The sequence below is a fragment of the Aurantibrevibacter litoralis genome (assembly GCF_034651555.1).
Classification (GTDB): Bacteria; Bacteroidota; Bacteroidia; order Flavobacteriales; family Flavobacteriaceae; genus Aurantibrevibacter; species Aurantibrevibacter litoralis.
In genome coordinates, this window is the sequence record NZ_JAYEEQ010000013.1 from 1 (window position 1) to 26,710 (window position 26,710).

General features: G+C 41.7%; 22 protein-coding genes. 10 read left to right on the plus strand and 12 right to left on the minus strand.

Going from position 1 to position 26,710, the window contains the following annotated elements; genetic code table 11:
* The first annotated feature begins 104 nt into the window (after positions 1-104).
* Positions 105-1,733, plus strand: a complete 1,629-nt coding sequence (locus U1E44_RS11265) for an ATP-binding protein (RefSeq protein WP_322931190.1) — start codon at positions 105-107, stop codon at positions 1,731-1,733.
* Here the strand turns inward: U1E44_RS11265 and lpxK are convergent.
* The gene (gene lpxK, locus U1E44_RS11270) at positions 1,723-2,721 is read right to left on the minus strand and encodes a tetraacyldisaccharide 4'-kinase (RefSeq protein ID WP_322931191.1); all 999 of its coding nucleotides are present in this window, start codon (positions 2,719-2,721) and stop codon (positions 1,723-1,725) included. The genes U1E44_RS11265 and lpxK overlap by 11 nt on opposite strands.
* 50 nt (positions 2,722-2,771) lie before the next feature.
* Between lpxK and U1E44_RS11275 the strand changes: the two genes are divergently transcribed.
* The gene (locus tag U1E44_RS11275; RefSeq protein WP_322931192.1) at positions 2,772-3,866 is read left to right on the plus strand and encodes a Nif3-like dinuclear metal center hexameric protein; all 1,095 of its coding nucleotides are present in this window, start codon (positions 2,772-2,774) and stop codon (positions 3,864-3,866) included.
* 2 nt (positions 3,867-3,868) lie between these two features.
* Complete coding sequence (locus U1E44_RS11280; RefSeq protein WP_322931193.1) at positions 3,869-4,651, plus strand: zinc ribbon domain-containing protein; 783 nt, start codon at positions 3,869-3,871, stop codon at positions 4,649-4,651.
* A gap of 85 nt (positions 4,652-4,736) precedes the next feature.
* Here U1E44_RS11280 and U1E44_RS11285 read toward each other — a convergent pair whose 3' ends face one another.
* Both U1E44_RS11285 and U1E44_RS11290 read right to left on the minus strand, forming a co-directional pair.
* The gene (locus tag U1E44_RS11285) at positions 4,737-6,077 is read right to left on the minus strand and encodes an FAD-dependent oxidoreductase (protein ID WP_322931194.1); all 1,341 of its coding nucleotides are present in this window, start codon (positions 6,075-6,077) and stop codon (positions 4,737-4,739) included.
* A gap of 405 nt (positions 6,078-6,482) precedes the next feature.
* Positions 6,483-7,067 carry a ClpP family protease gene (locus U1E44_RS11290; protein WP_322931195.1) on the minus strand — a complete coding sequence of 195 codons (585 nt, stop codon included), beginning with the start codon at positions 7,065-7,067 and terminating at the stop codon, positions 6,483-6,485.
* 85 nt (positions 7,068-7,152) lie between these two features.
* Here U1E44_RS11290 and U1E44_RS11295 point away from each other — a divergent pair, with 85 nt between their 5' ends.
* Complete coding sequence (locus tag U1E44_RS11295; RefSeq protein ID WP_322931196.1) at positions 7,153-7,833, plus strand: hypothetical protein; 681 nt, start codon at positions 7,153-7,155, stop codon at positions 7,831-7,833.
* A 201-nt stretch (positions 7,834-8,034) separates the two neighbouring features.
* Here U1E44_RS11295 and U1E44_RS11300 read toward each other — a convergent pair whose 3' ends face one another.
* The 3 genes from U1E44_RS11300 to U1E44_RS11310 form a co-directional block, all read right to left on the minus strand.
* On the minus strand, positions 8,035-9,180 hold the full coding sequence (locus U1E44_RS11300; RefSeq protein WP_322931197.1) for an MFS transporter: 1,146 nt from the start codon (positions 9,178-9,180) through the stop codon (positions 8,035-8,037).
* Positions 9,181-9,250: 70 nt separating this feature from the next.
* Positions 9,251-10,522, minus strand: coding sequence for a kynureninase (gene kynU, locus U1E44_RS11305; protein ID WP_323673888.1), 1,272 nt, complete (start codon positions 10,520-10,522; stop codon positions 9,251-9,253).
* A 65-nt stretch (positions 10,523-10,587) separates the two neighbouring features.
* Positions 10,588-11,049 carry a GNAT family N-acetyltransferase gene (locus tag U1E44_RS11310; protein WP_322931199.1) on the minus strand — a complete coding sequence of 154 codons (462 nt, stop codon included), beginning with the start codon at positions 11,047-11,049 and terminating at the stop codon, positions 10,588-10,590.
* Between the two features lie 82 nt (positions 11,050-11,131).
* Here U1E44_RS11310 and U1E44_RS11315 point away from each other — a divergent pair, with 82 nt between their 5' ends.
* On the plus strand, positions 11,132-11,773 hold the full coding sequence (locus U1E44_RS11315; RefSeq protein ID WP_322931200.1) for an O-methyltransferase: 642 nt from the start codon (positions 11,132-11,134) through the stop codon (positions 11,771-11,773).
* On the opposite strand, the gene U1E44_RS11320 is transcribed toward U1E44_RS11315, so the two are convergent.
* From U1E44_RS11320 to U1E44_RS11345, 6 genes are all read right to left on the minus strand, one after another.
* Positions 11,751-12,311 (minus strand): phosphatase PAP2 family protein, encoded by a 561-nt coding sequence (locus U1E44_RS11320; protein WP_322931201.1) that lies wholly within the window; start codon positions 12,309-12,311, stop codon positions 11,751-11,753. The genes U1E44_RS11315 and U1E44_RS11320 overlap by 23 nt on opposite strands.
* Before the next feature lie 3 nt (positions 12,312-12,314).
* On the minus strand, positions 12,315-12,596 hold the full coding sequence (locus tag U1E44_RS11325) for a Sec-independent protein translocase subunit TatA/TatB (RefSeq protein ID WP_322931202.1): 282 nt from the start codon (positions 12,594-12,596) through the stop codon (positions 12,315-12,317).
* Between the two features lie 109 nt (positions 12,597-12,705).
* Positions 12,706-15,015, minus strand: a complete 2,310-nt coding sequence (locus tag U1E44_RS11330; protein WP_322931203.1) for a M1 family metallopeptidase — start codon at positions 15,013-15,015, stop codon at positions 12,706-12,708.
* Positions 15,016-15,078: 63 nt separating this feature from the next.
* Positions 15,079-15,579, minus strand: a complete 501-nt coding sequence (locus U1E44_RS11335) for a DUF6702 family protein (RefSeq protein ID WP_322931204.1) — start codon at positions 15,577-15,579, stop codon at positions 15,079-15,081.
* A 115-nt stretch (positions 15,580-15,694) separates the two neighbouring features.
* Positions 15,695-16,474 carry a carboxypeptidase-like regulatory domain-containing protein gene (locus U1E44_RS11340; RefSeq protein ID WP_322931205.1) on the minus strand — a complete coding sequence of 260 codons (780 nt, stop codon included), beginning with the start codon at positions 16,472-16,474 and terminating at the stop codon, positions 15,695-15,697.
* Positions 16,461-17,207 (minus strand): hypothetical protein, encoded by a 747-nt coding sequence (locus U1E44_RS11345; protein ID WP_322931206.1) that lies wholly within the window; start codon positions 17,205-17,207, stop codon positions 16,461-16,463. Before U1E44_RS11345 ends, U1E44_RS11340 begins: the two co-directional genes overlap by 14 nt.
* Before the next feature lie 531 nt (positions 17,208-17,738).
* Between U1E44_RS11345 and U1E44_RS11350 the strand changes: the two genes are divergently transcribed.
* The 5 genes from U1E44_RS11350 to U1E44_RS11370 all read left to right on the plus strand — a co-directional run bounded on the left by U1E44_RS11350 (position 17,739) and on the right by U1E44_RS11370 (position 26,641).
* Positions 17,739-23,216, plus strand: coding sequence for a beta strand repeat-containing protein (locus U1E44_RS11350; protein ID WP_322931207.1), 5,478 nt, complete (start codon positions 17,739-17,741; stop codon positions 23,214-23,216).
* Positions 23,217-24,365, plus strand: coding sequence for a gliding motility-associated C-terminal domain-containing protein (locus U1E44_RS11355; protein ID WP_322931208.1), 1,149 nt, complete (start codon positions 23,217-23,219; stop codon positions 24,363-24,365).
* A 170-nt stretch (positions 24,366-24,535) separates the two neighbouring features.
* On the plus strand, positions 24,536-24,997 hold the full coding sequence (locus tag U1E44_RS11360) for a GNAT family N-acetyltransferase (RefSeq protein WP_322931209.1): 462 nt from the start codon (positions 24,536-24,538) through the stop codon (positions 24,995-24,997).
* 101 nt (positions 24,998-25,098) lie between these two features.
* Entirely contained in the window at positions 25,099-25,833 is a 735-nt protein-coding gene (locus tag U1E44_RS11365; protein WP_322931210.1) for a M15 family metallopeptidase, read from the plus strand.
* Between the two features lie 40 nt (positions 25,834-25,873).
* A complete protein-coding gene (locus U1E44_RS11370; protein ID WP_322931211.1) occupies positions 25,874-26,641 on the plus strand; it encodes a M48 family metalloprotease in 768 nt (255 codons plus the stop codon).
* Positions 26,642-26,710 lie beyond the last annotated feature (69 nt).

A 26,710-nucleotide genomic window follows, 5' to 3' on the forward strand; every position in this document is an offset into this window, starting at 1 on the left:
TGACAACCTAATGCAGAGGATGGTGCAGGCACAACCTTGTTATATCAAAAATATTAGTAATTAAATGCCTAAGTCAAAAAAACTATTTAGCCACGCAGGCCTATTTGGGTCTGGCTACACTCAATCAAAAACTAGAAAGACATGACGAAAGCGTAAAAAACGCTAAAAGTGCTCTATCTCTGGCCACTTCCAACCAGTTTTACAGAGAAGTTGTTATGGCCAATGAAGTACTTTCTAAGGCTTATGAAAATTTAGGGTTGTACGAACAGGCTTTAACGAGCAACCGCACTTTGCTGAACGTAAAAGATTCTATTTTTACGGTAGATAAACTAAAAGCAGAAGCCAAAACTTCGGACAAAATTCAGTTTGATTTTATGGGAGCTGAAATAAAACGGCAAGATAAAAAAATAGAAGAATTAAGTGCCTCTGCGAGTCGATCTGAAATTACAGCCATATTAACCTCTGCTTTTTTAATCATCATTTCCATTTTGGCAGTTTCGCTCTATCGAAATAATCAAATAAAACTTAAAACCAACGATTTACTTCAAACCAAAAACAACGAACTGCAATCTGCACGAGACGCCGCATTATTGGCTATGGAGGCAAAATCTAACTTTTTATCTACCGTAAGCCATGAGCTGCGCACCCCTTTGTATGCGGTTACCGGTTTAACCCATCTTTTGTTGGAAGAAAATCCGAGCAAAGGGCAAATGGAACACCTTAAGGCATTAAAATTTTCAGGAGACTATTTGCTTAATTTTATTAATGACATTTTACAAATCAATAAAATTGATGCCGATAAACTAGAAATGTTGAGTGTAGAAATGAACCTTAAAAAGGTGATAAACGATGTTATTGGTTCCCTACAACAAAGTGCAAAAGAAAATAACACCAAAATAATTTTAGATTACGACAAAGACATTCCGCACCAACTCATGAGCGATCCTGTGAAGCTAGGTCAAATTTTGATGAATTTATTGGGAAATGCCATAAAATTTACTAAAAATGGGGCGGTTTCAATTACGGTGAAACTTCTTAAAAAAATGGAGGACGAGGTACGCATTTATTTTGAGGTTAAAGATACCGGCATTGGGATTTCTGTAGATCGACAAAAAAACATATTCGATAGTTTTGAACAAGGTTCCATCCAAATTAATAGGGAATATGGTGGTACTGGCTTGGGACTTACTATTGTTAAAAGCTTATTAGGTCTCTTTGGAAGCAAAATAGAACTTCAAAGTGAATTCGGGAAAGGAAGTAGCTTCTTTTTTGAGCTTCAATTAAAAAGCAAGGATGATATTTTAGATGATATTCCTTTTGAAATAAGTCCCAAAGAATACGATCTTAAAGGATTGCATCTGCTCTTGGTAGAGGACAATAAAATAAATCAAGTAATAACCAAAAAAATGCTGCAAAAAAAAGAGATGAGTTGCGATATTGCCAACCATGGTATGGAAGCGGTTCACTTGGCAACGCATAATCATTACGATTGCATTTTAATGGATATTCATATGCCCGGTATTAGTGGCGAAGAGGCTACTCGGCAAATAAGGCAATTTAACTCCGATGTCCCCATTATTGCCCTTACCGCCATTTCCTTAGACGATAGTCTCGAAAGTTTTTACGCTGCCGGATGTAACGACGTTGTTACAAAGCCTTTTAAGCCGGAGGTGTTTTATCAAAAAATTGGGGAAAATGTATTTCATTCAAAATCCAAGAAAACTAGCGTATAGCCTTCCGAATGGCCTCTAAAAAATGAGCCTCATCGTCTCCTAAAAATTGATGTGCAATTTCCAAATAATACAAATTTTTTACCTTTCCCTTTAACTTTACAAAATCTTTTTCAGTAGTAAGTACCCTAGTTTTGGTATTTAAAAGCGCAATGTCTGCTTGGGTAAAATAATGATGATCCGCGTAGCGCATATGATCTGTTCGTAGTCCACGCTGTGCAAGATAGTTTAGCATGGGGCTAGGATTAGCAATGCCTGTAACCACCGTAAGCGGTTCATTCAGAAAATTACCTAACGTTACGGGTTGTGCCCCACCTTTAAGTTCATGGTGATATTGCAATGTACTAAATAGTACTTTTTGATGGGGCAAAGGATGCAATTTTTTGGTAATAACGGCTCGTTCGGATTTTGATAGTGTCTCCGGACATTTGGTAACCACAATGACATCCGCTCGTTGGGAAGCACTACGGCTATCTCGCAAATTTCCGACAGGCAAATAGCAATCATCTGCGTACAAATTAGGGTAAGCGGTAAGCAACACCCTAAAACTGTAGTTCACCTTTCGGTGCTGAAAGGCATCGTCCAAAATAATAAGCTCGGGCTTTTTTTGTCGTTCTAATGCTGCAATGCCGCGTGCCCTATTACCGTCTACTGCCACAGATAGCTTGGGGAATTTGCGATAGATTTGATAGGGCTCATCGCCCAACGACTCCACAGTTGAGGTAGCATTGGCTAAAAGAAATCCCTTAGATTTCCTTTTGTAACCCCTGCTCAGCACGGCCAATTGCATATCGTTTTGCAAGGCGCTTATCAAAAATTCTACCATGGGTGTTTTTCCTGTGCCACCCACACTAAGATTGCCTATACACACCGTAGGCGTTGTAAAAGATTTCGAAGCAAAAATACCGCTATCGAAAGCCCGGTTGCGCACAAACACAATAAAGGCATACAACAGGGAAAAGGGATAACCTAATTTTCTCAATCCTTTCATCGGAACGAAATTATAATATTTTATCTTTGAAAATCGTATAAAACCACAAAATGATTGTAAACGAGCTTACTGCCATCCTGGAAGAATTGGCACCCCTAGCCTATGCAGAGGACTTCGATAATGTAGGGCTCCTAGTGGGGCACCCTGATATGGAAGTCACCGGCGTATTAGTAACCTTAGATACGTTGGAGGCTGTAGTAGATGAGGCTATAGAAAGGAAATGCAACCTCATTATAAGTTTTCATCCCATTATATTTGGCGGCCTTAAAAAGCTAAATGGCCATAATTATGTAGAACGCACCGTGCTAAAAGCCATTAAACACGACATAGCCATTTATAGCATGCACACGGCACTAGATAACTGTCCGTGGGGTGTAAATGCAAAAATTTCCGAAATCTTAGCACTTACAGATACGCGCATTCTTATTCCTAAAACAGGAACCATTAAAAAACTAATCGTACATGTTCCACAGGAAAGTGAAGAAAGCGTACAAACGGCTTTGTTTACTGCGGGCGGAGGTACCATTGGTAACTACAGTCATTGTAGTTTCGGTGTTACGGGATTAGGCTCATTTAAACCCAACGCTCATGCGAATCCTGTTAAAGGCCACCGAGGTGAAGTACATGTAGCCAAGGAAACGCAATTGCACATCACCTTTCCCAGCGATCGAGAGTCGCACATAATGCAAGCGCTTTTTAACAGCCACCCCTATGAAGAGGTAGCCTACGAAATAACTACCCTAGATAACACCAACCAAAACATAGGTATGGGAATGATTGGCAGGCTTCAACAACCCATGGAAGAAGCGGTTTTCTTGGACTTTCTTAAAGAACGTATGAAAGCCTCTGTAATACGCCATTCTGCCCTATTAGGGAAAAAGATACAAACCGTAGCCGTTCTGGGTGGTAGTGGTGCTTTTGCTATTGCCAACGCCAAAAAGGCCGGCGCAGATATTTTTGTTACCGCCGATGTAAAATACCATCAATTTTTTGAAGCCGAAGGAAAAATGATCATTGCGGATCTGGGACATTATGAAACTGAGCAGTTTACAAAAAACCTCATAGTTGATTATCTTACAAAAAAAATCCCTAATTTTGCAATCGCTAATTCAGAGCGCATAACAAATCCAATCAAGTATTATTAGATATGGCCACAAAGACAGAAATAACAGTTGAAGAAAAATTACGAGCATTATACGATTTACAATTAATAGACTCCAGAATAGATGAAATTCGTAACGTTAGAGGTGAATTACCTTTAGAAGTAGAAGATTTGGAGGATGAAGTACTTGGGCTAAAAACGAGACTGGATAAGCTAAAAACGGATTTAGATACGATCACGTACGAGATAAACGCCAAAAAAAACTTGATCGATGACGCCAAAATCCTAATGAAAAAATACACAGAACAGCAAAAGAATGTACGAAACAGCAGGGAATTCAACTCCCTTACAAAGGAGGTTGAATTTCAGGAATTGGAAATACAATTGGCCGAAAAAAACATCAAAGAATTTAAAGCACAAATAGAGCAAAAAAAGGAAATCATTGCTGAAAATAAAGAACGTCTTGCCGAAAGGGAAAACCACTTAAAGCACAAGAAAAGTGAACTAAATGCCATATTGGCCGAAACAGAAAAGGAAGAAAAAGCCCTTATCGCCAAATCATTAGAATTCCAAGAGGAAATTGAAGAGCGATTGGTAAGCGCCTACAAGAGAATTCGAAGCAACGTAAAGAACGGTTTGGCTGTAGTACCCATTGAGCGTGGTGCTTCCGGAGGATCTTTTTTTACCATTCCGCCACAGGTGCAAGTAGAAATAGCCTCGCGCAAAAAAATTATTACTGACGAACACAGTGGCCGTATTTTAGTAGATCCCGTATTGGCCGAAGAAGAACAGGAAAAAATGAACACTTTGTTTGCTAAATTTTCTTAAGGTTAGTGGTTAACTTAGGTGTACCAATAATCGCGCTTTAGCACGTATCAACTTTAAAACCATCCCTCAAAGGATGGTTTTTTGTTTAAAGCAAACTTAGTATTTTATCTTCAACCACTTTGCTGTCCCAAATTTTAGCTATTTGGGGCATTTTCATTACCTCTTGCATAATTTTTTCCTGCGCATCCCCTTCTGCTAAGGCCTCGGCATAAGATTGCTCTGAAAAGGTAACCCGAGCATATAGCGGTACCCATTTGTCCGGATATTTGTTCGCAAAATGTTTTTCTATTTTTTTCTGAAGTAAGAACTGAGCATCTGCTGTCTTGCTACTCATTTCCTTAAAATTCCGATAACTCAATTCGGCTATGGCATCGGCATTGGGTTTTCGCAATTGCTGATAGTGGCTAAAAATAGTTTCCCAATCATCGCCATGCCGCTGTGTTAAGCGGTACAACTCATAAATATCTTCAAAGCCTGCGTTCATTCCTTGCCCGTAAAAAGGAACTACGGCATGTGCCGCATCGCCTACCAAAGCCACTTTGTTCCAGTATGTCCACGGATAACATTTCATAGTTACCATGGCACTGGTTGGGTTTTTAAAAAAATCATCTAAAAGATGATCTATATCGCCCATTACGTTTGGGAAATAGGTAGTAAAAAATGCCTTTGCGGATGCCTTGGTGTTTAGACTTTCAAAAGAATGAGGCCCTTCAAATGGTAAAAAGAGCGTGCAGGTAAAACTTCCATCAATATTGGGCATGGCAATAAGCATAAAATTGCCTCTAGGCCAAATATGAAAAGAATTCTTATCTAATTTATGACTGCCGTCCGCATTGGGTAAAATGGTCAATTCTTTATAGCCTACATCAATAAATTCCTGTGCATAATCAAACCTGCTTTGGCGTTGCATTTTATGACGCACTCTGGAAAATGCCCCATCACAACCAAAAATAAGGTCAAAATCATATTCTTGCCATTCCCCTTTTTCGCTTGCTCCTGTATATACTTTTGCTTCGGCCAAATTCACATCCCACACACGCTCTTCAAACCTAAACGTAGTGCCGGCTGCTTCGGCAAAATCTACCATTTTTTGGTTTAGCAATCCTCTTGAGGTAGACCAGATGGCTTCGTCTTCCATTCCGTATTTTTGATGATACTCCGGTTTACCCACCACATGCATGGTTCGTTTATCTAGAGGTATGGCAATCTTTTTAATCGCATCTACCAAACCAACGGGATCTAACGCCTTCCAGCCTCTGTTGCTCAATGCTAAATTAATGGAGCGACCCGAAAATTGTACGTTACGGATATCGGGACGGCGATCAAAAACAGTAACCTCATGGCCCAATTTTCGCAAGTAAACCGCCAATAAGGATCCTACCAATCCGGACCCAATGACGGCTATGTTTTTTGATGTTTGCTGCATATGCGTACTAAAAATAAGATGGTAAGGGATAAATGTACTAAAATAAAACTACGTAAGACCTCAACCGAACACTGCACCAAAAGCGCAAGACATCTTTTAAAAAAACACGCCAGATAATCCGAAAGTTCCTTTTATACGTATCTATAGTACATTCCGCTCAGGCGTCCATATATATTAAAGTCCTTTGAATATGCATATTCAAAGGACTTTTCTTTTTCTTAAGTTAATCTATTGCTACTTTGCAAAGCGCACTAACGAAAATCCTTTTGGTTTGGCAACGATCCCTAAGCCGCTCCTAATGGTATTCGTAGCATTTAGGTTCCACCCTCGTTACATCCGTATAGCACAAACACTTCGGATTAAAACAACGGGGCACCTCATTAGCGGCTCCAGTTAAAAACCCTCCTATTCTACTATGCCATCAACAATACCGTAGGCTACGGACTCCTCAGCATCCATCCAATAATCGCGATCGAGATCTTTCATGACCCTGTCATATGGTTGCCCACAATTTTCAGATAAAATCTGAGCGCCAATCTCTTTGGTTTTAATAATTTCACGTGCCTGAATCTCAATATTAGAAGCCTGTCCTCTGGCACCACCACTGGGTTGATGTATCATGACTTTAGCATGAGGCTGTATAAACCGCCTGCCCTTTTTTCCTACCGAAAGTAAAATAGACCCCATAGAAGCTGCCAATCCGGAACAGACTGTAGAAACCGGACTTTTCAGCGACTTAATGGTATCGTAAATTGCAAAACCCGAGGTAACATAACCTCCCGGACTATTAATGATCAATTGTATTTCTTTATGATTTTCCAAATCCAAAAACAGCAACCGATCTATCACGTGTTTGGCAGAATCATCATCTACCATACCCCAAAGAAATACTTTTCTTTCGGAAAGTAATTTTTCATCAATCGCTTCTTGTATTTTTCCTTTTTTTGAACTCATATCGTATCTTCTTAATTGAGTTTCAAAATTAATCATTTTATTGAGAATAGCCGATGCGATAATCCTTTCGATTTATACTTTTATAAAATGAAAAGCTACTATCTTTGAAAAAAACAGTGTAATGAAAACTAAACTAAGCATTCCGTGTTTCCTTCTACTTCTCCTAACCGCCTGTAAAACAGAAAAAAAGTCGGACAGCACCCCTTTAGAAAAGGAGCAGTCTATTTTAGAAAAAGTAGCCTACGCTCACGGGTTTCAACATTGGAAAAACGTAACTAAATTACAGTTTACCTTCAACGTAGAACGAGATACTTCCCATTTTGAACGCAGCTGGGTATGGTATGTAAAAACCAATGACGTTTTGGCCTTATCTGGCCAAGACACCCTGAGGTACAATCGCAGACAGATGGACAGTGTGGCTCTAAAAACCAATGGCGGCTTTATCAACGACAAATATTGGCTCATGGCACCTTACAATCTGGTGTGGGACAAGGCGAACTTTACCTACAAACACCACCCGGAAGCCCTAGCACCGATCAGCAACAAACCCATGCAAAAACTGACTATTGTGTATGGCAACGAAGGCGGATATACGCCCGGAGATGCCTACGATTTTTTCTTTGAAAATGACTTTCTCGTAAAAGAATGGAACTTTAGAAGAGGAAACGCCGACGAACCTTCTATGAGCACTACCTGGGAAGCCAATATAGAGGCCAATGGCCTAGTGCTTAGTACCGTCCATAACAATGCGGAAGGCAATTTCAAACTGCATTTCACAGGAATTGTAGTAGAAGCCAATTAATCCCAGTGGCAAAGCCAAGCTCATTAGCGCAACTATTTTCGGTGCAAAAAAGATATTTGTATTGTAATAAATCCTCAGAAAAGTCGCTGTTTTGGCGTTACCCAAGGGTCAGGCTTTCCGTTTTCATCTTTTTTTAAGGGTAGCCTTAAAAAAAGGATGTCCACTGCAATCCTTAACGCGGGGCATGCGGGCAATCCCGAACTATCGCTTTCGGTGAAGCGTTAGTGTGGCCAATAACACTAAAATAGCGCACCCCAAAAGGGCTATAAAACTGAGTTTCAAGGAGGCACTTTCCGCTATAAAACCCAAAACCACGGGACCCAACAAAAACCCGGAATAGCCCGTACCGGCAATAAAAGAGACGCCTTTAGAAGACTCTACCCCTTTTATAGTACCTCCTAAACGGAATAATTCGGGAATAATAGCCGAAAATCCGAGGCCAATAAATCCAAATCCAAGGATGGCCAAATAGGTGTAGGTTGTAAGTACCAATATGTAGCCCACGATCGCTAAAAATATACCTACTGCCACCAGAGGTATGGACCCCATGCGGGCACTAATACTATCCCCCATAAAACGTCCAAGAGTCATGGTCACCGAAAATGCCAAAAATCCGGTACCGATTAAAACCTCAGGCGCCCTACTTATTTCTTGGAGGTAAAGCCCACTCCAATCTACAATGGCACCCTCACTTCCCATAATCACAAAGGATATGATGCCAATAACCAATAAGGGTTTAAAAAGTGAAAAATTAAAAGGTTCCTTTTCTATAGGTGCGGCCACCACATTGCGATATTTTTTATAAAAAAAAAGATTCACCAAGAGTACCAAGGCTATGGCGAGTACCATGTGAATCAAGGGATTCCCAATTACAGGAATCAAAAAACTACCCAAACCGGCCAAAACACCCCCCAAACTAAAAAACCCGTGGGCGGCAGACATAAAGTGCTGCTTGTCTTCCTTTTCTATTTCGGTTACCAAGGTATTCATAGAAATATCCGTGAAGCCATGGGTTGCCCCCATGAGATACAAACCCAACATTAAACCATACAGATTGGGTGCCAATAACGGTAATATACCCGAAACTGCAATGAGTACTACTCCTACCGAAGTGGCTTTGCCCACCCCAATTTTATTGATAATCTTGGAAGCTACCGGAAACGAGGTAAAAGAACCCAATGCCAAACAAAATATGGCAATACCCAAACTAGCCTTGTCGATACCTAAATTTTCCTTTACCGTAGGAATGTAAATCGCCCAAGTGCCAAAGAGTATATTAAGGCTGGCAAAAACCCAAGCCGGCCCAAAATAGCGTGGGTTAGAAAGAATGACCAAAAGTGATTTCATAGTGTAGTGTAAGGGTTGGTTACTAGCATAAAGCTCGATGTAAAACTACTAAAAAAGAATGTTTATATCCTTAGTGCATAGACAACAGTCCCGCTTTAAGAATTTGTCCAAAATGAAACATATCGGCATAAGAGCAATAAAACGGTGCGGGTGCCAAACGAATTACATTAGGTTCCCGCCAATCGGCAAGAACACCATGGCGCATAAGGTATTGAAATAAGGATTTTCCTTGACCATGTAACAATACGGATAATTGACAACCCCTTTCTTTTGGCGTAATTACTTCAAAAGAACCCTGCGTCTCAACACCAATTTCGAACAGCACAAATTCTAAATACGCCACCAGCACATCGCGCTTTTTTATAAGTGCCTCCATACCGACCTCTTCAAAAAGCTCTAACGATGCCAAATAAGGCGCCAAAGATAATACCGAAGGGTTACTCAATTGCCAAGCATCGGCATTTTCTATAGGTTCAAATTGGGGTTTCATCAGAAATCGGGTTTCCTTTTTGGTACCCCACCAGCCTTCAAATCGCTGTATCTCGGAATTTTTATGATGTCTTTCATGAATAAAAATGCCGGAGGCATTACCGGGGCCGCTATTCATGTATTTATAACTGCACCAGGCCGCAAAATCAACCCCCCAATCGTGAAGCGCTAAGGACACATTCCCTGCGGCATGTGCCAAATCCCATCCCACAAACGCCCCCACGGCATGCCCCGCTTTTGTAATTTCTGCCATACGGAAGACCTGTCCGTTGTAATAATTGACACCACCTATGAGCACCAATGCCAATTCGTCTCCCACCGCATTAATGGTGGTCAGGAAATCTTCGGTACGCCAATGATGTTCTCCGGGTCTTTTTTTAACTTCTACGATAGCCTCGTCAGGATCCAGCCCATGAAAGCGGACCTGACTTTGCAACATATACTGATCCGAGGGAAAAGCCTTTTCTTCGCAAATAATTTTGAAGCGCTTTTTTTCCGGACGGTAAAAAGAAACCATCAACAAATGCAGATTAACAGTGAGCGTATTCATTACCGATATTTCTTCCGGTTTGGCTCCCACGACCTTTGCCAAAGGCTTTGCCAATCGTTCGTGGTAATCCCACCATGGTTTCTGGGCATGAAAATGGCCTTCCACTCCCAATGTCTTCCAATCATGCATTACCTCATCTACAAACTGTTGGGTGCGTTTGGGCTGTAATCCCAGTGAATTACCTGTAAAATAGATCACATCTTTTCCGTGCAATTGAGGAAAATGAAAAGCATCTTTGTAAGCCCTTAGTGGGTCTTGCGCATCTAATTGAGTAGCATAAGCAAGCGTATTTTGGAACGACATCATTCTATTTTTAGCAAAAATACAATTTCAAAGGTGATAAATCTTTCTTTTCCGATACCACTGCCCTACGCTAATCGCATTTGTAGTATATGCTTTCTAAATCCGGCCTTTTCATAGGCCTTTATCGCCGCCGCATTATCGCAGTACACCGTAAGTCTTATTTCGTATAGCCCTTTGGACGCAGCCCAAGCTGTTAGCGCTTCTATTATCTTTTTATTGATGCCCTTTCCACGGTGTTCCGGAACGGTGTACATAAACCCCAAATTCACATATTCTTCATGATTTAGATAATGCCGTGCCCTTTTAATGGTGGCATGGCCCGATCCTACCAAAACCCCATCATCTTCTGCTACAACTACGACTGCCCTATCCGAGGCTATAAGTTGTGCTAGATTATAATACGATATCGTTCCATCTCTTAGGGTAAGGTCGTAAGGTCGTTCGGCGGCGATCACGCCTTGTTCAAAGTGCAATAAAGCCTTAAGATCGGATAAAACCGCTTCTCTTATCCTAATTTTTTTGTCCATTTCTCATGTTTTTTAAGAACAACGCCATCTTATGTTGTGCTATAATAACACAAATTTCAATAATTTTAGCCAAAAATACGAGATGCACTTTCTCTCTGAAGATTTAGAAGACTACATTATCCAAAACTCCCAAACCGAACCCGATGTTTTACGGGAATTAACTCGGGAAACCCATTTAAAGGTTTTACGACCGCGTATGATTAGTGGGCATTTTCAGGGTAGGGTATTAAGTATGTTATCTAAAATGATACGCCCAAAAACAGTGTTGGAAATTGGCACCTATACCGGGTATTCTGCTATTTGCTTGGCTGAGGGTCTTCAAGTAGGAGGTGTGCTGCACACCATAGATACAAACGCAGAGTTATTTCCTATACAACGTAAGTATTTTAAGAAAAGTGGATTTGGCACTCAAATTATTCCACATACGGGCGACGCCTTGACTGTTATCCCAAAATTGGATTTGATTTTCGATTTAGTTTTTATTGATGCAGAGAAAACAAGCTATGACGCCTATTTTGAATGTGTGCTTCCTAAAACGAGACCGGGCAGTATTATTTTGTCGGATAATGTGTTGTGGTCAGGAAAGGTGGTAGCTCCTTTAGATGCCACGGACAAGGCAACAAAATCTTTAGTAGATTACAACAAAAAGTTGAAGGAAGACCCCCGTGTAGAAACCGTACTATTGCCTATCCGCGACGGACTTACCCTTTCGAGGGTGCGGTAATTCGCACATGAATGGTATAGATTGCAATGGCAGAAAGGGTACCTACCAATACTCCTACAAGGATATCTAACGGAAAATGTACGCCGACATAAATGCGACTTGCCGAGAATAACACAGGCCAAAGGTAAAAAAGCCATACCCATTTTATTTTACGCCTCAAGAACAGCACTATCAGCGTGGTTATCGCAAAAGAACTTGCTGCATGTCCGGAAAAAAAACTGTAATCTGTAGGGGTATGCAGAATCCGAATTAACGCATTTAATTCCACATCATTACTGGGGCGCAGTCGGGCCACATATTCCTTGGTTATAAAAGTAAAGAGCAACACAAAACCAACGAGAACCAACACGGTAAGAAACATGTGAAAGGCTTTTTTTTTGGGAAATTTTAGAACTAAAAGGAGAAAGAATATAATAAAAAGCGGAATCCAAGTCGTAATTTGGGTAATGATCGTCCAAAAGGCATCATAGGTTTCTATCCCGAGGCTGTTAAGGTATACAAAGGTGTTTCTGTCCCATTCTAACAGTTTTTCTAACATTTGTTATTTCCGCTTTATGACACCGGTAACATCTTCTACGTTTTTCTTTACTTTATCTATTCCTTCTTTGATATCTTTTGTAAAACTGGTGTCTATACCCTGCTTATCGGCACTTTTCTGAATTTCTTGTTTAATGTCCTCTGTCGCATCCTTTAATTGCCGCATCCCTTTTCCGAGACCTTTGGCAATTTCCGGTATCTTATCTGCCCCAAAAACCATAACCACAATAAAGAGAATAAAGAAAATCTCTCCGCCACTAATAAATAAAAAAGTCATTGCAACCATACCACAAATATAATGAGAAGTTTTTCAGTTGAATAAAAAAAGCCCCATAATTTATGGGGCTCGTTGGGGAAGAATTTTATTTTAGAAAACCAATTACACAAAATCGCCTTTACTGACCTCTAATTTGTTCTTTGAACGAATCAAATTCGGACTTGGTATCTTTTTTTGGCCAGGCATTATTGGTGACATCAATATCGGCTGTTTCCGCCCTGGGGTCTACCACAATACCAACCAGTTCTTTTTGACTGGCAATGACCCGTTTAAAATCGGCATCGCTTTTTCTCCATATTTCCGCCGGATAGGTGATTTGTTCGGTGCTGCCATCCGCATAGGTATACTCCACTATTAACGGCATTGGCAATCCTCCCGTTTTTTCATAAGTGATCTCATAGAAATATTTAGGCTCTTTTACGGCTGCTCTTTCTGCTGCGGTTAGGTTATCCATCATAAACGCCTTTAAATTTTGAGATACCTCTGAAGGGGTTTTCCCAACTAAACTAGCATCTTCATCGGTGCTGCCCACCTCGGCAAGGTACACCTGAGGCATAATGTCCGCCTCAGTTATATTTCTAGATGATAGATACTCCTGCAATTTCGTTGTAGGCGTATTGGTCACGTGATAGGTTTTTACTTCCTTAACGCCCATATCCACGTAATCCGTTGTATAGAACCAGCCACGCCAAAACCAATCTAAATCTACCGCAGAGGCATCTTCCATGGTGCGGAAAAAATCTTCCGGAGTAGGATGCTTAAATTTCCAGCGATTAGCATAGGTTTTAAAAGCATGATCAAAAAGTTCCCTGCCCATAACCGTTTCTCTTAAAATATTGAGTGCTGTCGCCGGTTTGCCATAAGCATTAGGACCCAATTGAAAAACATTTTCGGGATTTTCCATGATGGGTGCTATCGTACTCTGATCGCCACTCATATAAGGCACAATTTTAGAAGGATCACCGCGTCGAGAGGGATATTTAGACTCCGGGGCTATAGCTTCCGGATAGGTTTCTCCAAATTCTTGCTCGGCCAAGTATTGCATAAAGGTATCTAGCCCTTCATCCATCCAACCCCATTGGCGTTCATCTGAATTTACAATCATCGGGAAAAAATTATGACCTACTTCATGGATAATTACGCTAAGCATTCCAAATTTTACCCGATCAGAATACGTGCCATCCTCATTGGGTCTTCCGTAATTCCAGCAAATCATGGGATACTCCATGCCTTGGTTTTTGGCATGTACCGATATGGCTTTGGGATAAGGATAATCAAAAGTGTGCTTAGAATACGTTTTTAAAGTACTAGCCACCGCCTTTGTGGAATAGGCTTCCCATAGGGGATTGCCTTCTTTTGGATACATGGATACGGCCATAACATCGCGATTCCCTAACTTTACGGCCTGCATATCCCAAATAAATTTTCGAGAAGTAGCAAATGCAAAATCCCGTACATTTTCTGCTTTTAGTTTCCACGTTTTCTTTTTGTCGGAAAAACCTTTTTCCAGGGCTTCTACCTCGGCTTGGGTTACAATGATAACCGGTTTGTCGTACGATTTTTTTGCCTGTTCATAGCGCGCCAACATCTCTTTGGTATATACTTCTTTTCTGTTCTGCAACTCTCCGGTACCATCTAAAATATGATCGGCAGGAACGGTAATGTTTACTTCGTAATTACCAAAGGGTAGCGCAAATTCGCCATTACCCCAAAATTGGTGGTTTTGCCAGCCTTCAACATCGCTATACACTGCCATTCTGGGAAAGAACTGGGCAATAACATAGGCACGATTACCGTCTTTAGGAAAATACTCGTATCCAGATCTGGCCCTATCTGTGGTATGATCCGGAATATTATACCACCATTTCACCGAGAACGAAATTTTTTCCTTGCTTTTCAAGGGCTGTGGCAGATCAATCCGCATCATGGTCCAATTTACGGTGTAGGTCAGCGCCTTTCCAGCTGCATCTTGCACATACTCAATGTTAAAACCACCATCAAATGAGGGCTCTACATAATTTTTAAGAAAACTTTGGGGCGGAATAGCCTCTGAAATTGCATCGCTGTTCTTTAGCAAGGCTTTAGAATCCTTTGTTCTCGTATTTTGATCTAATTGTAACCACAGAAACTCCAATTGATCGGGAGAATTATTGGTATAGGTAATGGTTTCTACGCCATAAATTTTGGCATTTTTATCGTCCAATTCAATATCCATCTTGTAATCGGCCTGCTGTTGATAATAGGCCGGTCCGGGCGCACCTGATGCTGTTCTAAACATATTGGGCGTTGCAAATTCTTCATACAACTGCTTAAACCTGCTTTGGCTGTAGTGCCCGGGTTCCCGTTCTTTTTGCGTTTCCTCCTGAGCACTTACAAAGGCCACCATAAGACCTAAAATAGCAACTAAATTATAGCTGAGCTTTTTCATAACTGATTTCTGAATTTTGTGCGCCTAAATTAAAGTTTTTTTTACGTAAAATACACATTAATGTTACAAATTTAACAGGCCTTTAGCGCTGCCTCGAACCAGCACAAAACTCTTTTTTCGTTCTTGCACCGTTATATGCACTACATTTTGTTGATCCTCAAACAAATCGTGAAGGACTTCGTTTTGTATTTCTATAGCATTTAGATGTTGAAATCCAATATTAGGCAGCTCCATATAACAAACCATAACATCATTATCCGCTTTTTTTCCGATGAAATCAAAATCCCTTGTGTTACCGTTAATACGCACTGTAAACTTGCTTCGAAGGTACTTTTCTAGATACGCATCGGCCTCCGTAGATTCCAGTTCTGTTCCCAATTGCGCCGTTAGTCCGTAACGCTCCTCCAGCAATTGATCCAGATCATCTGTAAAAATCCGAGTAGTTATTTGCAACGCGTCTTCCTTTTCAGCATACGTAACATGGCTAACGCTGACATAAAATTTATGAGATGGCGAAAAAGCCATCAAGGACAACACTAAAATTAACATCGCTTTTCGTAGCATAGTTCTAATTTTTTATAAGTTCCTAAAATGGCATCGCCTGTAGTTCTTTATTCTCTTCGTATGCCTGGTACATGGATCTATTTTTCTAGGAGATTTTATCAGGGTACGTAAGGGCTTATTCCCAGCCATTGTTTCGTCGATACACCACACTTTTTTTTCGCATATACTCCCAAATTTGTAGTTTATCGCCACGGTCTACCAACCTCTGGAAATGAATATCTATTTCGCAGAAGTACATAAAATCATCGATTTTCGCTAACGGAACTTTTAAATCAGTAACAAAAAGAGAATCGGCATAAAAGGCACGAACACGCTCGGTTCTGGCATATTCCTTTTCCCTTTTTACTTGTTTTTTTAGCATTTTAGTTCTTCCGGTAATGGCATTAATTAACGGATCGAAACTCATTATCGGGTTGGCCGTTGCTGCAAACAAGGCTCTTTCCGACTTGGAAAGTGGACTTACATAAGCGTTGGGCAACCCAACCGAAGCTGCGGTCACCAAAGGATCCATCCGCAGGGATTTGGCATCCAATCCCAAGTCTCCCGACAAGCTGTACGGCCGTACCACCACCTCATCCAATTGCGTAAGCGTTTCTTCCAAAGGGACAAAAATCATACTGCTTTTCAGAATTTCACTGGTAATGACGAGTATTTTTTTTTGGAACTGCACCGCTGAAAACACGAGCGTATCGGCGAGGCTCACGGTTATAGCAAAATAGCCGTCAATATCTGTTATGGTGGCTGTTTTTGTAGTGGTATTTAGCACATGTACCGCAGCGATATCACCATCTGTATGATACACCTTACCTTCTAATTTTTTTTTTTGAAATAATTGTGCCGATACGGCAGTGTAGATCAAAAAAAAACAGAGCAACACTACCCTATTTCTCAGCATTTAAATTCGTTAAATAGATTTTGCTGTGATTGACCAAAAATTCAATCAGTTCAAATTCATTGCTCTTTTTTAAGAGTTCTTGCGTGGGTAATTTTGCATCACAATAAAACAAAAAATCATTGATTTGATCTTTGGGCAAATGTAAATCGGTTATAAAAAATTCATCGTCATATACCTGACGTAGCACATCACTTAATTTTAAAGGCGTTTTCTCGCTTTCCTCCTGGTTCTTAGCCTTGGTTAAGGCTTTAAAAAGGTTGACAAAATTAAGGCCGTATTGCAGTCCTCTGGACGAGGCCGGCATGGCCACATTTTCTACCTCTGTGGCTCGGTCTATTTCGTAATCATATTGCTTAAAACTTTCATTTTGAAGCACTAAAAATCGCGCTTGATCTTCGGGGCTAACAACGACCTCATCTAACTGCGTTACCTTTTCATTCACTTCTACAACCAAGCGATTCTTTTTTAATATTTCCTCCGTAATCTTTACCACTTCCAACTGGTAATTTACAGAGGTAAAAACCAATTCGTCGCCTAATTTAACCCCAATTAAAAATTCGCCATCCTCATTGGTAATGGTAGCCCTTTCTGAGGTGGTATTAATGACATTTTCATTGGGTACAAAGATATTTCTGTACAGTACCTGACCCCGTAATGGACGCCTGTCGTCATCCTGTGCAGAAATAGCAAAGCTTCCCAATAATGTAAGTAGTATAAGTAATTTCTTGTTCATAGCGTTCTTTTACGATTTTTGGAAATTATATTCCTCTTGTGTATAGGTTAGCGCAACCATGCTGCATCAAACGTTTAATTTTACCTCCTTAAATCAGCCGGCAAACGATCATTTTTCTTTCTTTTGTGGTTAAACTTTCCCGAATATAAAGTAAATCTAACTTTAGATCATAAAAAAATAAGCCCTCATTAAACTTTTGTTAATTTCCCTACTAAAGATAGGCATTATTAACGATTTTATACGGTATCTGTAGCCTCTTTTTGGCAATTAGAAGCGAGAATGCTTCGCATTCTTGGACTACATCACTTTGGCGTACATCTATTCTTTTGGCCGTTTATCGTAGAAACTGTTAAAAAAACAATTCGGGAAAAAGTCGACCAATGGCTGTAGCCTTATTTTTACAAATCACTTTATCGGAAATTGGTTTCACTTCAACGCAAAGACAGTATAAATTGCGCCTCTAATAACAATATATCCGTAGATAATTTTATTTTTGTTTGTACCTAAATCCAATGAAATAACTCCGATCTTATGAAAGCAAAACTACTTTTACTGTTCGTTGGTCTCATATGCTATACCTCGGCCATCGGTCAGGTAAAAATTGGCGACAATCCACAAAATATAGATGCCTCTTCGCTCTTAGAATTAGAAAGTAACACTAGGGCACTGGTGATTACACGCATCACTACCGCCCAAATGAATGCCATGAATCCGTTGCAGGGTGCTGTTATTTATAATACGGACACCCAATGTTTGCATTATTTTAATGGGGGGGCATGGCTAAATCTATGCGAGGATCTTGGGCAATCGCGCACCTTTACGGCCAATGCACAAGTAAATCCTATTCCTACCATTGTGATTACCGAAAATCCGGATAACTTAAATTTTGAAGTAGGCCAGATTACAGGTGCCAATATTGTAGATGGTACCATTAATGGTGCCAACGACATACAAGCAGGATCGGTAACACAGAACAACTTGGCACTCAATTCGGTGGGGCGCGACCAATTGGTAGACAATGCCGTGACCCCGGCAGAAATAGACCTATCGGTGGTTACCTTAAACACCTTTACCAATGACGCCGGTTTTATAACCGGTCCGGTAGTGAGTACCGATCCCAATAATGCGATTACCGAAGGCACAGATTTGGGTGCCTTTTATGACGATAGTCTGTTACAAGGGGGAATTAGTACCAATGCCACCAACATTGACACAAACACGACTGCTATAGCTGCCAATGCCACCGCTATTACCAACAATAGCTCAGCTATTGCCACAAATGCAACGGCCATAGCTACGAATGTCGCCAACATCACAACAAACACAACCTATATAGCTGACAATGCATCCGGATTAGCGTTACATATTACGGCCGATGGGGATTTGGATGCTAACAATGAAATTCAGAATTTAGAACAAGTTTTAACACAAGGTAATGCCGCTAATAATGGAATTACTAACCTCACTAACCCGATAAACCCCCAAGATGCAGCTACCAAGTTTTATGTGGACAGTGCCATTACCGTAGCTACGCCCAAGGTAGTAAGTGATGATGTTCCAAACTCAATTATTCAAGGAACCGATGGTGGGGCATTATACGCAGATCCGGATAACGATGCAACTAATGAAATTCAAACCTTGGCGCAGGTACTTGCCGAAGGAGCGAATGCCAATGCTCTTATCCTATCCAATCTAGCAGATCCGGTTGCCGCACAAGATGCCGCTACAAAAGCTTATGTTGATAATACGCTTGCCGCTGGCTCAGGAGAAACCAATACCGCGAGCAATGAAGGTACAGCTGGCGTTGGTGTATTTGTGCAAAAAACAGGAACCAATCTTGAGTTTAGAAACATCAATGCAGGATCCAATCTGGTAACTATTACTGAGGACATGGTTAATAACGAAATTGATATTGATGTCAATGAGACCAATTTAACGATTTCCGAGAGTCAAATTTCAGATCTTAACCATACAGTGGATACCGATGACCAAACAGCAACCGAGGTTCCTGTTGCCGCAACACCCCTAAACTATACGCCTTCGGATCCTAATGTGGAAAGCCATTTGGCTGCCATTGACACTGCTTTAGGTACGGTAGGTACAGGAAGCACGGAAGAAGCCGATGGTATAACCATAACCGGGAGTGGAGCACCGGGTGATGGATTCAAAATAGAACCTTCTCCCATACTTGGTCAGTTCTTGCGCACAGAACCGATAACCGGAAATGTTATCTGGGATGATCTTCCTACAGGTACAGGTGGTGCGGTAATGTCAGATGGATCTACGATTATTGGCGATGGTGTTGCGACAGATTTGGCCGTACCTCTTGGTGGAATAACGACCACACAACTTTTGGATGGTACTGTACAAACCCTAGATATTGCCGATGATGCCGTAACTGCATCCAAAATAAACCCCGATGTGGCTGGAACTGGATTAATTCAAAATGCCATCACAGGAGCTTTGGAGATAGATCCTACCGCTGTTGTGGGCAACGGAAACATCACCTCTAACGACCTTATAGTGGGTGGGGATGTCAATGCCCTATTAGGAAACGTAACGCTCGATATTCTGGATGATGCCGTAACCGCAACCAAAATAAACCCCGATGTGGCTGGAACTGGATTAATTCAAAATGCCATCACAGGAGCCTTGGAGATAGATCCTACGGCTGTTGTGGGCAACGGAAACATCACTTCTAACGACCTTATAGTGGGTGGGGATACCAACGCCTTGTTAGGAAACGTAACACTCGATATTCTGGATGATGCCGTAACCGCATCCAAAATAAACCCCGATGTGGCTGGAACTGGATTAATTCAAAATGCCATCACAGGAGCTTTGGAGATAGATCCTACCGCTGTTGTGGGCAACGGAAACATCACTTCTACCGACCTTATAGTGGGCGGGGATGCCAACGCCTTGTTAGGAAACGTAACGCTCGATATTCTGGATGATGCTGTGACCACAGCCAAAATTCTAGATGCTAATGTAACCGAAGCTAAAATTGCACCCGGTGCAGCAGACCAAATTTTAAGAACGAACGCTACAGGAACCCTTGTAGAATGGGTTGATTTGCCCGTTACCACAGGCAGTACAGAATTGGCTGATCAAAACACCATTGTGGGCGACGGTTCCATTGGCAATGAATTTCAGGTTGCTGATGGCGGTATTACGGCCCAACAAATTGCCAATGATGCCATAACAACCGATAAAATATTAGTAAACAGCGTAACTCCGGCCAAAATTCTCGGTGGTAACGAGGGTGACTTTCTAAGCACCAATGCCGCAGGGGATGCCGTTTGGACAAATGTTATCCCAAACACCATAACCGGAACACCAAACTCTTTATTCTTTGCCAATGCCACAGGGCTCCCTATCACAGCTGAAGATACGGGTTTGCCCGCAAATGAAAGGGCTTTATTTTGGGATCCTGCTGCCAGATCTTCTAGCGGTGCCTTATTTGTAGGATTAAACCCTAGCAGTGCCTTGAGTAATAACGCCAAGATGGTGGTAGCCGAACGCATTATTGGTTTGGCCTATCCACTTCAGTTAGTAAATGAAAGTGACGCCATAGGGGATGCCGTGGGCATGTTGTTTTCAGCATCAACAAACATTAATACCACAACACACGGAAAGGGTGGCCTAGTCTATGAAAGAACGTTGACCAATTCCAGAGGTGATTTTCATTTATTACAGAATCCGGATGCCGATACTACCAACCCTGAACTGGCCAATCATTCCGTACTGACCCTTAAAAATGATGGCAACTTAGTTTTAGGGCCAAATTCTAGAGCCATTGCGACCAACAAAAAGTTACATGTGGAAGGCACCATGAGACTCACAGCGCAGCTTTTTGACGAAAACGACGAATCCGGAACACCAGGACAAGTACTTTCCACAACGGCATCGGGGGTTGATTGGATTGATCTTCCTGCAGGAAGCACTCCATTGGTATTTGACAACACCACCCTTTCCGGAGATGGCTCCATAGCTACGCCATACACCGTTGCCGACAATGCGATATCAGAAATAAAAATCCAAAATGATGCCGTTACTACCGCTAAAATTTTAGATGCCAATGTAACCCCAACTAAAATTGAACCCTCTTTAACTAATGGCCAAGTACTGACTACAGTTGGCGGCATTGCCGTTTGGGAAGACTTACCTCCGGGAGGAGCTATACTGGAGTTTGATTCTGCAACCATTGCAGGGGACGGTTCCATAGCTACACCTTACACCGTGGCAGATGATGGAATCTCCACAACACAAATCGCCAACGCAACTATCTTAGGGGAAGACATCAACCAGATGAGCGCAACAGACGGTCAGGTTCTTAAATGGAACAACACCTCGGGCGTTTGGGAGCCTGCCAATGATTTTGGGAACAATTTTTTTGCAGGTAATGGATTAACCCTAAACGTGAGCACATTCGACGTAAATACAGATAACGCTACTATTGGAATCAATGGTGCTGATAATTTAGAAGTTTTAGACGGCGGCATCACTACCCAAAAAATTGCCGATGATGCGGTTACCACTACCAAAATATTGGATGCCAATGTAACCCCTACCAAACTTGAGCCGGGCAACTCAGGACAATTCTTAAGTACCAATCTGGCCGGGGATGTCGAATGGACAGCCGTAACGCCAGGTTCCGTTTTAGGCACACCGCAATCCCTATTTTTTGCAGACACCGATGGCACCGCAATAACTGCAGAAGCTACAGGATTCCCTTTAAATTTTAGAGCGTTGTTCTGGAATCCAACATCCAGATTTGAAAGCGGTGCTCTTTTTATTGGTTTAAAGCCGGATAGCCCCACTCCCAACCTTCCAGCTGAGCCTTTTGCTAAAGTCGTTATTGCCGAACGATTAAATAATCAATTAGTCTTTCCCCTTAAATTGGTAAATGAAAGCAATGTTAATTTTAACACATCGGCTGGGATCTTATTTTCAACAGAACGGACAGGAACCCACGGGAAAGGAGCCTTAGTATATGAAAGAATGGAAACACAGGGTAGAGGTGATTTCCATTTTTTGCAAAATTCAGATAACAACAATGCAAATCCCAATTTGGCAACCTCTGTCATGACCATCAAAAACAACGGCAATGTCATTATTGCTCCAAATTCGCGAAATTTAACCCCTCAACCCCCTCAAAAACTCTATGTAGGCGGGGATATGCGGCTCACAGAAGGTTTCTTTGATGCTTCAGGGAATCAAGGAGCATTAGGGCAAATCCTTTCCTCTACAGGAGCAGGTACCGCGTGGATAAATCCACCTCCTGCGGGTGGGGGAGGTAATCTTTCGGATACCAACCTTAGTCAAAACGGTGATTTGGTAAGAACCTATGAAATTACCAATGCAACCCAAAGTTTAGTTTTTTCAGGTGCAGGAAATGTAGGTATAGGAAACTTTGGGGGTGCTAATCCAGCTTTATCAAGTGATAAATTGGATGTAAATGGTCAAATAAGAGCTAGACAAGGTTTTGCGGCAAATACTGGGTCTGTAGGTCAACCAAGTTATGGTTTTCATACTGGAGGCGATTCAAATACGGGCATGTATCGTCCGGCAACAGATGAAATCGGTTTCTCAGTCGGTGGAGTTGAAGCTTTACGTGTTGATGAATACTCAATGGGAAACACACAAGTGCTTATTCAAGAAAGATTAGGAATTGGTTTCAATTTACCTCAAAACAGCAATTATTCCGGTGCAAACGTTCATAGCACATTGCAGGTGACTGGTTCCTTTGCCACAGCTATTTTTACAACTTCAGGAAACTTAGGCTTAAACGACACCCATCATACTATAATTCTTGGCGGGAATCATGACATAACGTTGCCTCCTGCTGCCACTTTTGTAGGTAGAATTTATATTATTAAAAACACAACCGGTACTTCACCAACGATTGACTCTTATGTAGATTCGCTTGGCGTTCCAACAACAAACATTCCCGCCGGGGTAATTCATTTACAAAGTGATGGAACGAACTGGCAGCAAATCAACTAAATGAAAAATAGAACCCTCATCGCAGTATTCCTTGTTGGCTTTTTCTCCCAAGCCCAAACCGCCCTGTACAACAGTGGCAACCTGCGTATTCACAGCAATGGGCAATTGGGCTTCCACACCAACCTGATCAACGACAACACCTTCGACCAAAACCAAGGGTTGGCCGGCTTCTATGGCGCCAATGCCCTAAACGTTTCGGGTGCCTTTGTGCCCCAATTTTTTGATGTAGAAGTGGCCGTGACCAACGGCCTGTTTCTTAACACCGGGCTGGCATCCGAGAACAACACCAACTTTATTGTGGGCGATGTAGTTACGCCCCGCAACCAGCCCGATGTTTTTTACCACTTTTTACAAGATGCCTTTTTTGTAGGCGAGGGCAATGCCACCAAAATTGATGGGTATGCCGCGGTGAGCGGGCAACAAAACTTTAGCTTTCCGGTAGGCGATGCCGTATTCTTACGCCCCCTTATTCTAAATGCCACCGGCACTACACCCTTTGCCAAAGCAGCGTATTTTTTTGAAAACCCCAATAGTCCCACTACCTTTCCGGCCTTCGATACGGAACGTAGACCCAGAACACTAGGTCCGGTGAGTACCGTAGAATTTTGGCGGTTAGAAGGCGAGACTTCGGCCAGCATCAGTATCAGTTGGAATGAGCGAAGCAACATTGCTGCCCTTAATGCCGATGTAAACACGATTATCCCCGTGGGTTGGAGCAAAACAGGCAATATTTGGGTTTCGCTGGGTGTTACCGCTCGCGGTGGCGATCTTAGTCAGGGTTTTGTCACCTCAGAAAATTTTGTACCCGACAGTTACGAAATTATTACGTTTGGCAGTTTGGCTACTCCGGAAGACATCCTAACCTTAGACAACTACATTGTAACCCCCAACGGAGACGGCATCAACGATGAGCTCATCATTCCCGAACTGGAACTTTCGCCAAATAACAACGTCCGTATTTTTGATCGCAACGGTCTGTTAGTCTTCGAGATGCAGAATTATACCAATGAGTTTAACGGCTTTGCCAACACCGGAAGTTTGGTCATCAATAGAGAAGCAGGCCTGCCCCAAGGGGTGTATTTTTACTTGGTAAGCCTAGACGATTTAGGCATGGATTTTCAGGGTTTCTTGTATTTAAGCACAAAGTAGGACATAGCTACTTGGATTACCATTTTATACGACCAAAGGAGGTCGAAAAATGAAAGCTGATAGTACACTCAACTAAAAAATAGCAACAAGGAACGCTATAAAAACACCAAAAAAAATTCACTTTCGCCTATTTTAAGTACTTTTAGTTTCTTTTAATAGCACATTTTTTAATGGAATTAGTACTTAAAGAACAGTTGAAAGTGAAAGCCATTCGTGCGGTAGATACCTATGCTGTAAGGCATCCGGTATTGCGTGCCGGAAAACCCATAGACACTTGCGCTTTTGCTGGAGACGACCTCGATACTACCTTTCATTTGGGCTGTTTTTACGAGGATGAACTTATTGGTGTGGCCTCCTTTTTAGAAAATGACCATGCGGAACATCATCTTATCAATGCGGGGCAACTTCGAGGTATGGCGGTACTACAAACACACCAAGGCAAAGGCATTGGAAAAATACTTCTTACCTTTGGAGAGGCGCAATTGCGTACAAAACATAAATCAGTCGTTTGGATGAACGCCCGTGAGGTTGCCGTTCCTTTCTATACCAAATTAGGGTATGCTATTATTGGCAATGTTTTTGATGTACCGGGAATTGGCCCACATTATGTCATGCACAAAACCATAGGCTAAACAACGAAAAACCCAATTTGAATACTAAAAAGATAGAAAAACGCCTCCCGAACTTAATGCCATAACCAACGAATACGCTGTATTTTGTAAAACGCTATCCCATGAAACGAAGATCCTTTATAAAAAAAAGTAGTGCCTCAGGATTAGCACTGAGCCTAGCCCCTAATTTGTTGCTTCCTCAAGGCAATCTTTATTCTACCGCAGAATTAATGGGTAAAGAAAAAATAGCGCTTTTCGGAAAAGACATTAACCTCAGGGAGTCTGCACACCTTTCCTTTTTAGAAATGAAAAAGGCTGCTTACAGTGATGGCTTCAACATAAAAATCGTCAGTGGGTATCGTGATTTTGCGCGGCAGGAAGCTATTTGGGAGCGAAAATACCAACAATATACCGCAGAAGATGGCATGACGCCAATGAAAGCTATCGACAAGATAATCGCTTATTCTACCATTCCCGGTACCAGCCGGCATCATTGGGGTACCGATATTGATATCATCGATGCCTACCCCAGAGTTAACGGCGATGTGCTGGATCCCGCTAAATTTGAAGAGGGTGGGCCTTTTGCGAACTTTAAAAAATGGCTCGATGAAAATGCCAAAAAACACCATTTTTATTTGGTATACACCAACAACCCAAAAAGACGCGGCTTTAAATACGAACCTTGGCACTACAGCTATGCCCCTATTTCTATAGATATGTTAAGTGCGTTCCGAAAAAGAAATATTATGCAACTGATACAGAAGGAAGATTTTGCCGGCAGCGAACATTTTACCTCAGGATTTTTAAGAACCTATATTACAGATAATATATTAGATATTAATCCCGATCTTTTATAAGTATTTTGTATTTTGTTTCGGTTAAAAAACCTTTTCTTCTATGAACAGAGGCAGTTGGAAAATTCGTATTTTCATTGGGTTAGCTATCGTGGCTTTCGCCTTTGTGCAACGCTGTAGCAATAGCGAAACCAATCCGTACACCCAACGGGTACAAAATATCAATATGACGCCGGAGCAAGAAATTGCGATCGGACTTCAAAGCACTCCGGAAATTGCCCAACAACACGGAGGCCTATACCCGGACGATCGTTTACAAGCGCACGTAGACGCCATAGGCAATACCCTAGTTCAAAATAGTATTGCCAAGGATACTCCATACCGGTACGACTTTCATTTATTAGCCGATGAACGTACCATAAACGCCTTTGCCCTTCCCGGTGGACAAATATTTATAACCTATGCTCTGTTTGCACAATTAAATGAAGCACAACTTGCCGGAGTCTTGGGTCACGAAATAGGCCACGTAATTGGCCGGCATTCTGCGGAGCGCATTGCCGAGGGCAGCTTTTGGCAAACCGTAACAATGGGAGCGTCGGTAGGTGCCGATGCCGGAAACATCGTAGGGCAGATAGGCCAAAATACCTTATTAAAAAATGGTAGGGGAGACGAGCTGGAAAGCGACGAACTGGGGGTGCTTTTAATGATGCAATCAGGATACGACCCTCTGGAACTCATCCAAGTTATGAAAATTTTAAAGACCGCTGCCGGTCCCAATCGTGTTCCCGAATTTCAAAGTACCCACCCCGACCCGGAAAACAGAATCGATAAAATAAAAGAGGCCATTAAAAAATATAAAGCGCAATTTTAAATTTAGTGGCGTAAATAATACCGTATTTCCAAAAAAAATTGTAAGTTTGGTATTCCCTCGTATCTTTAT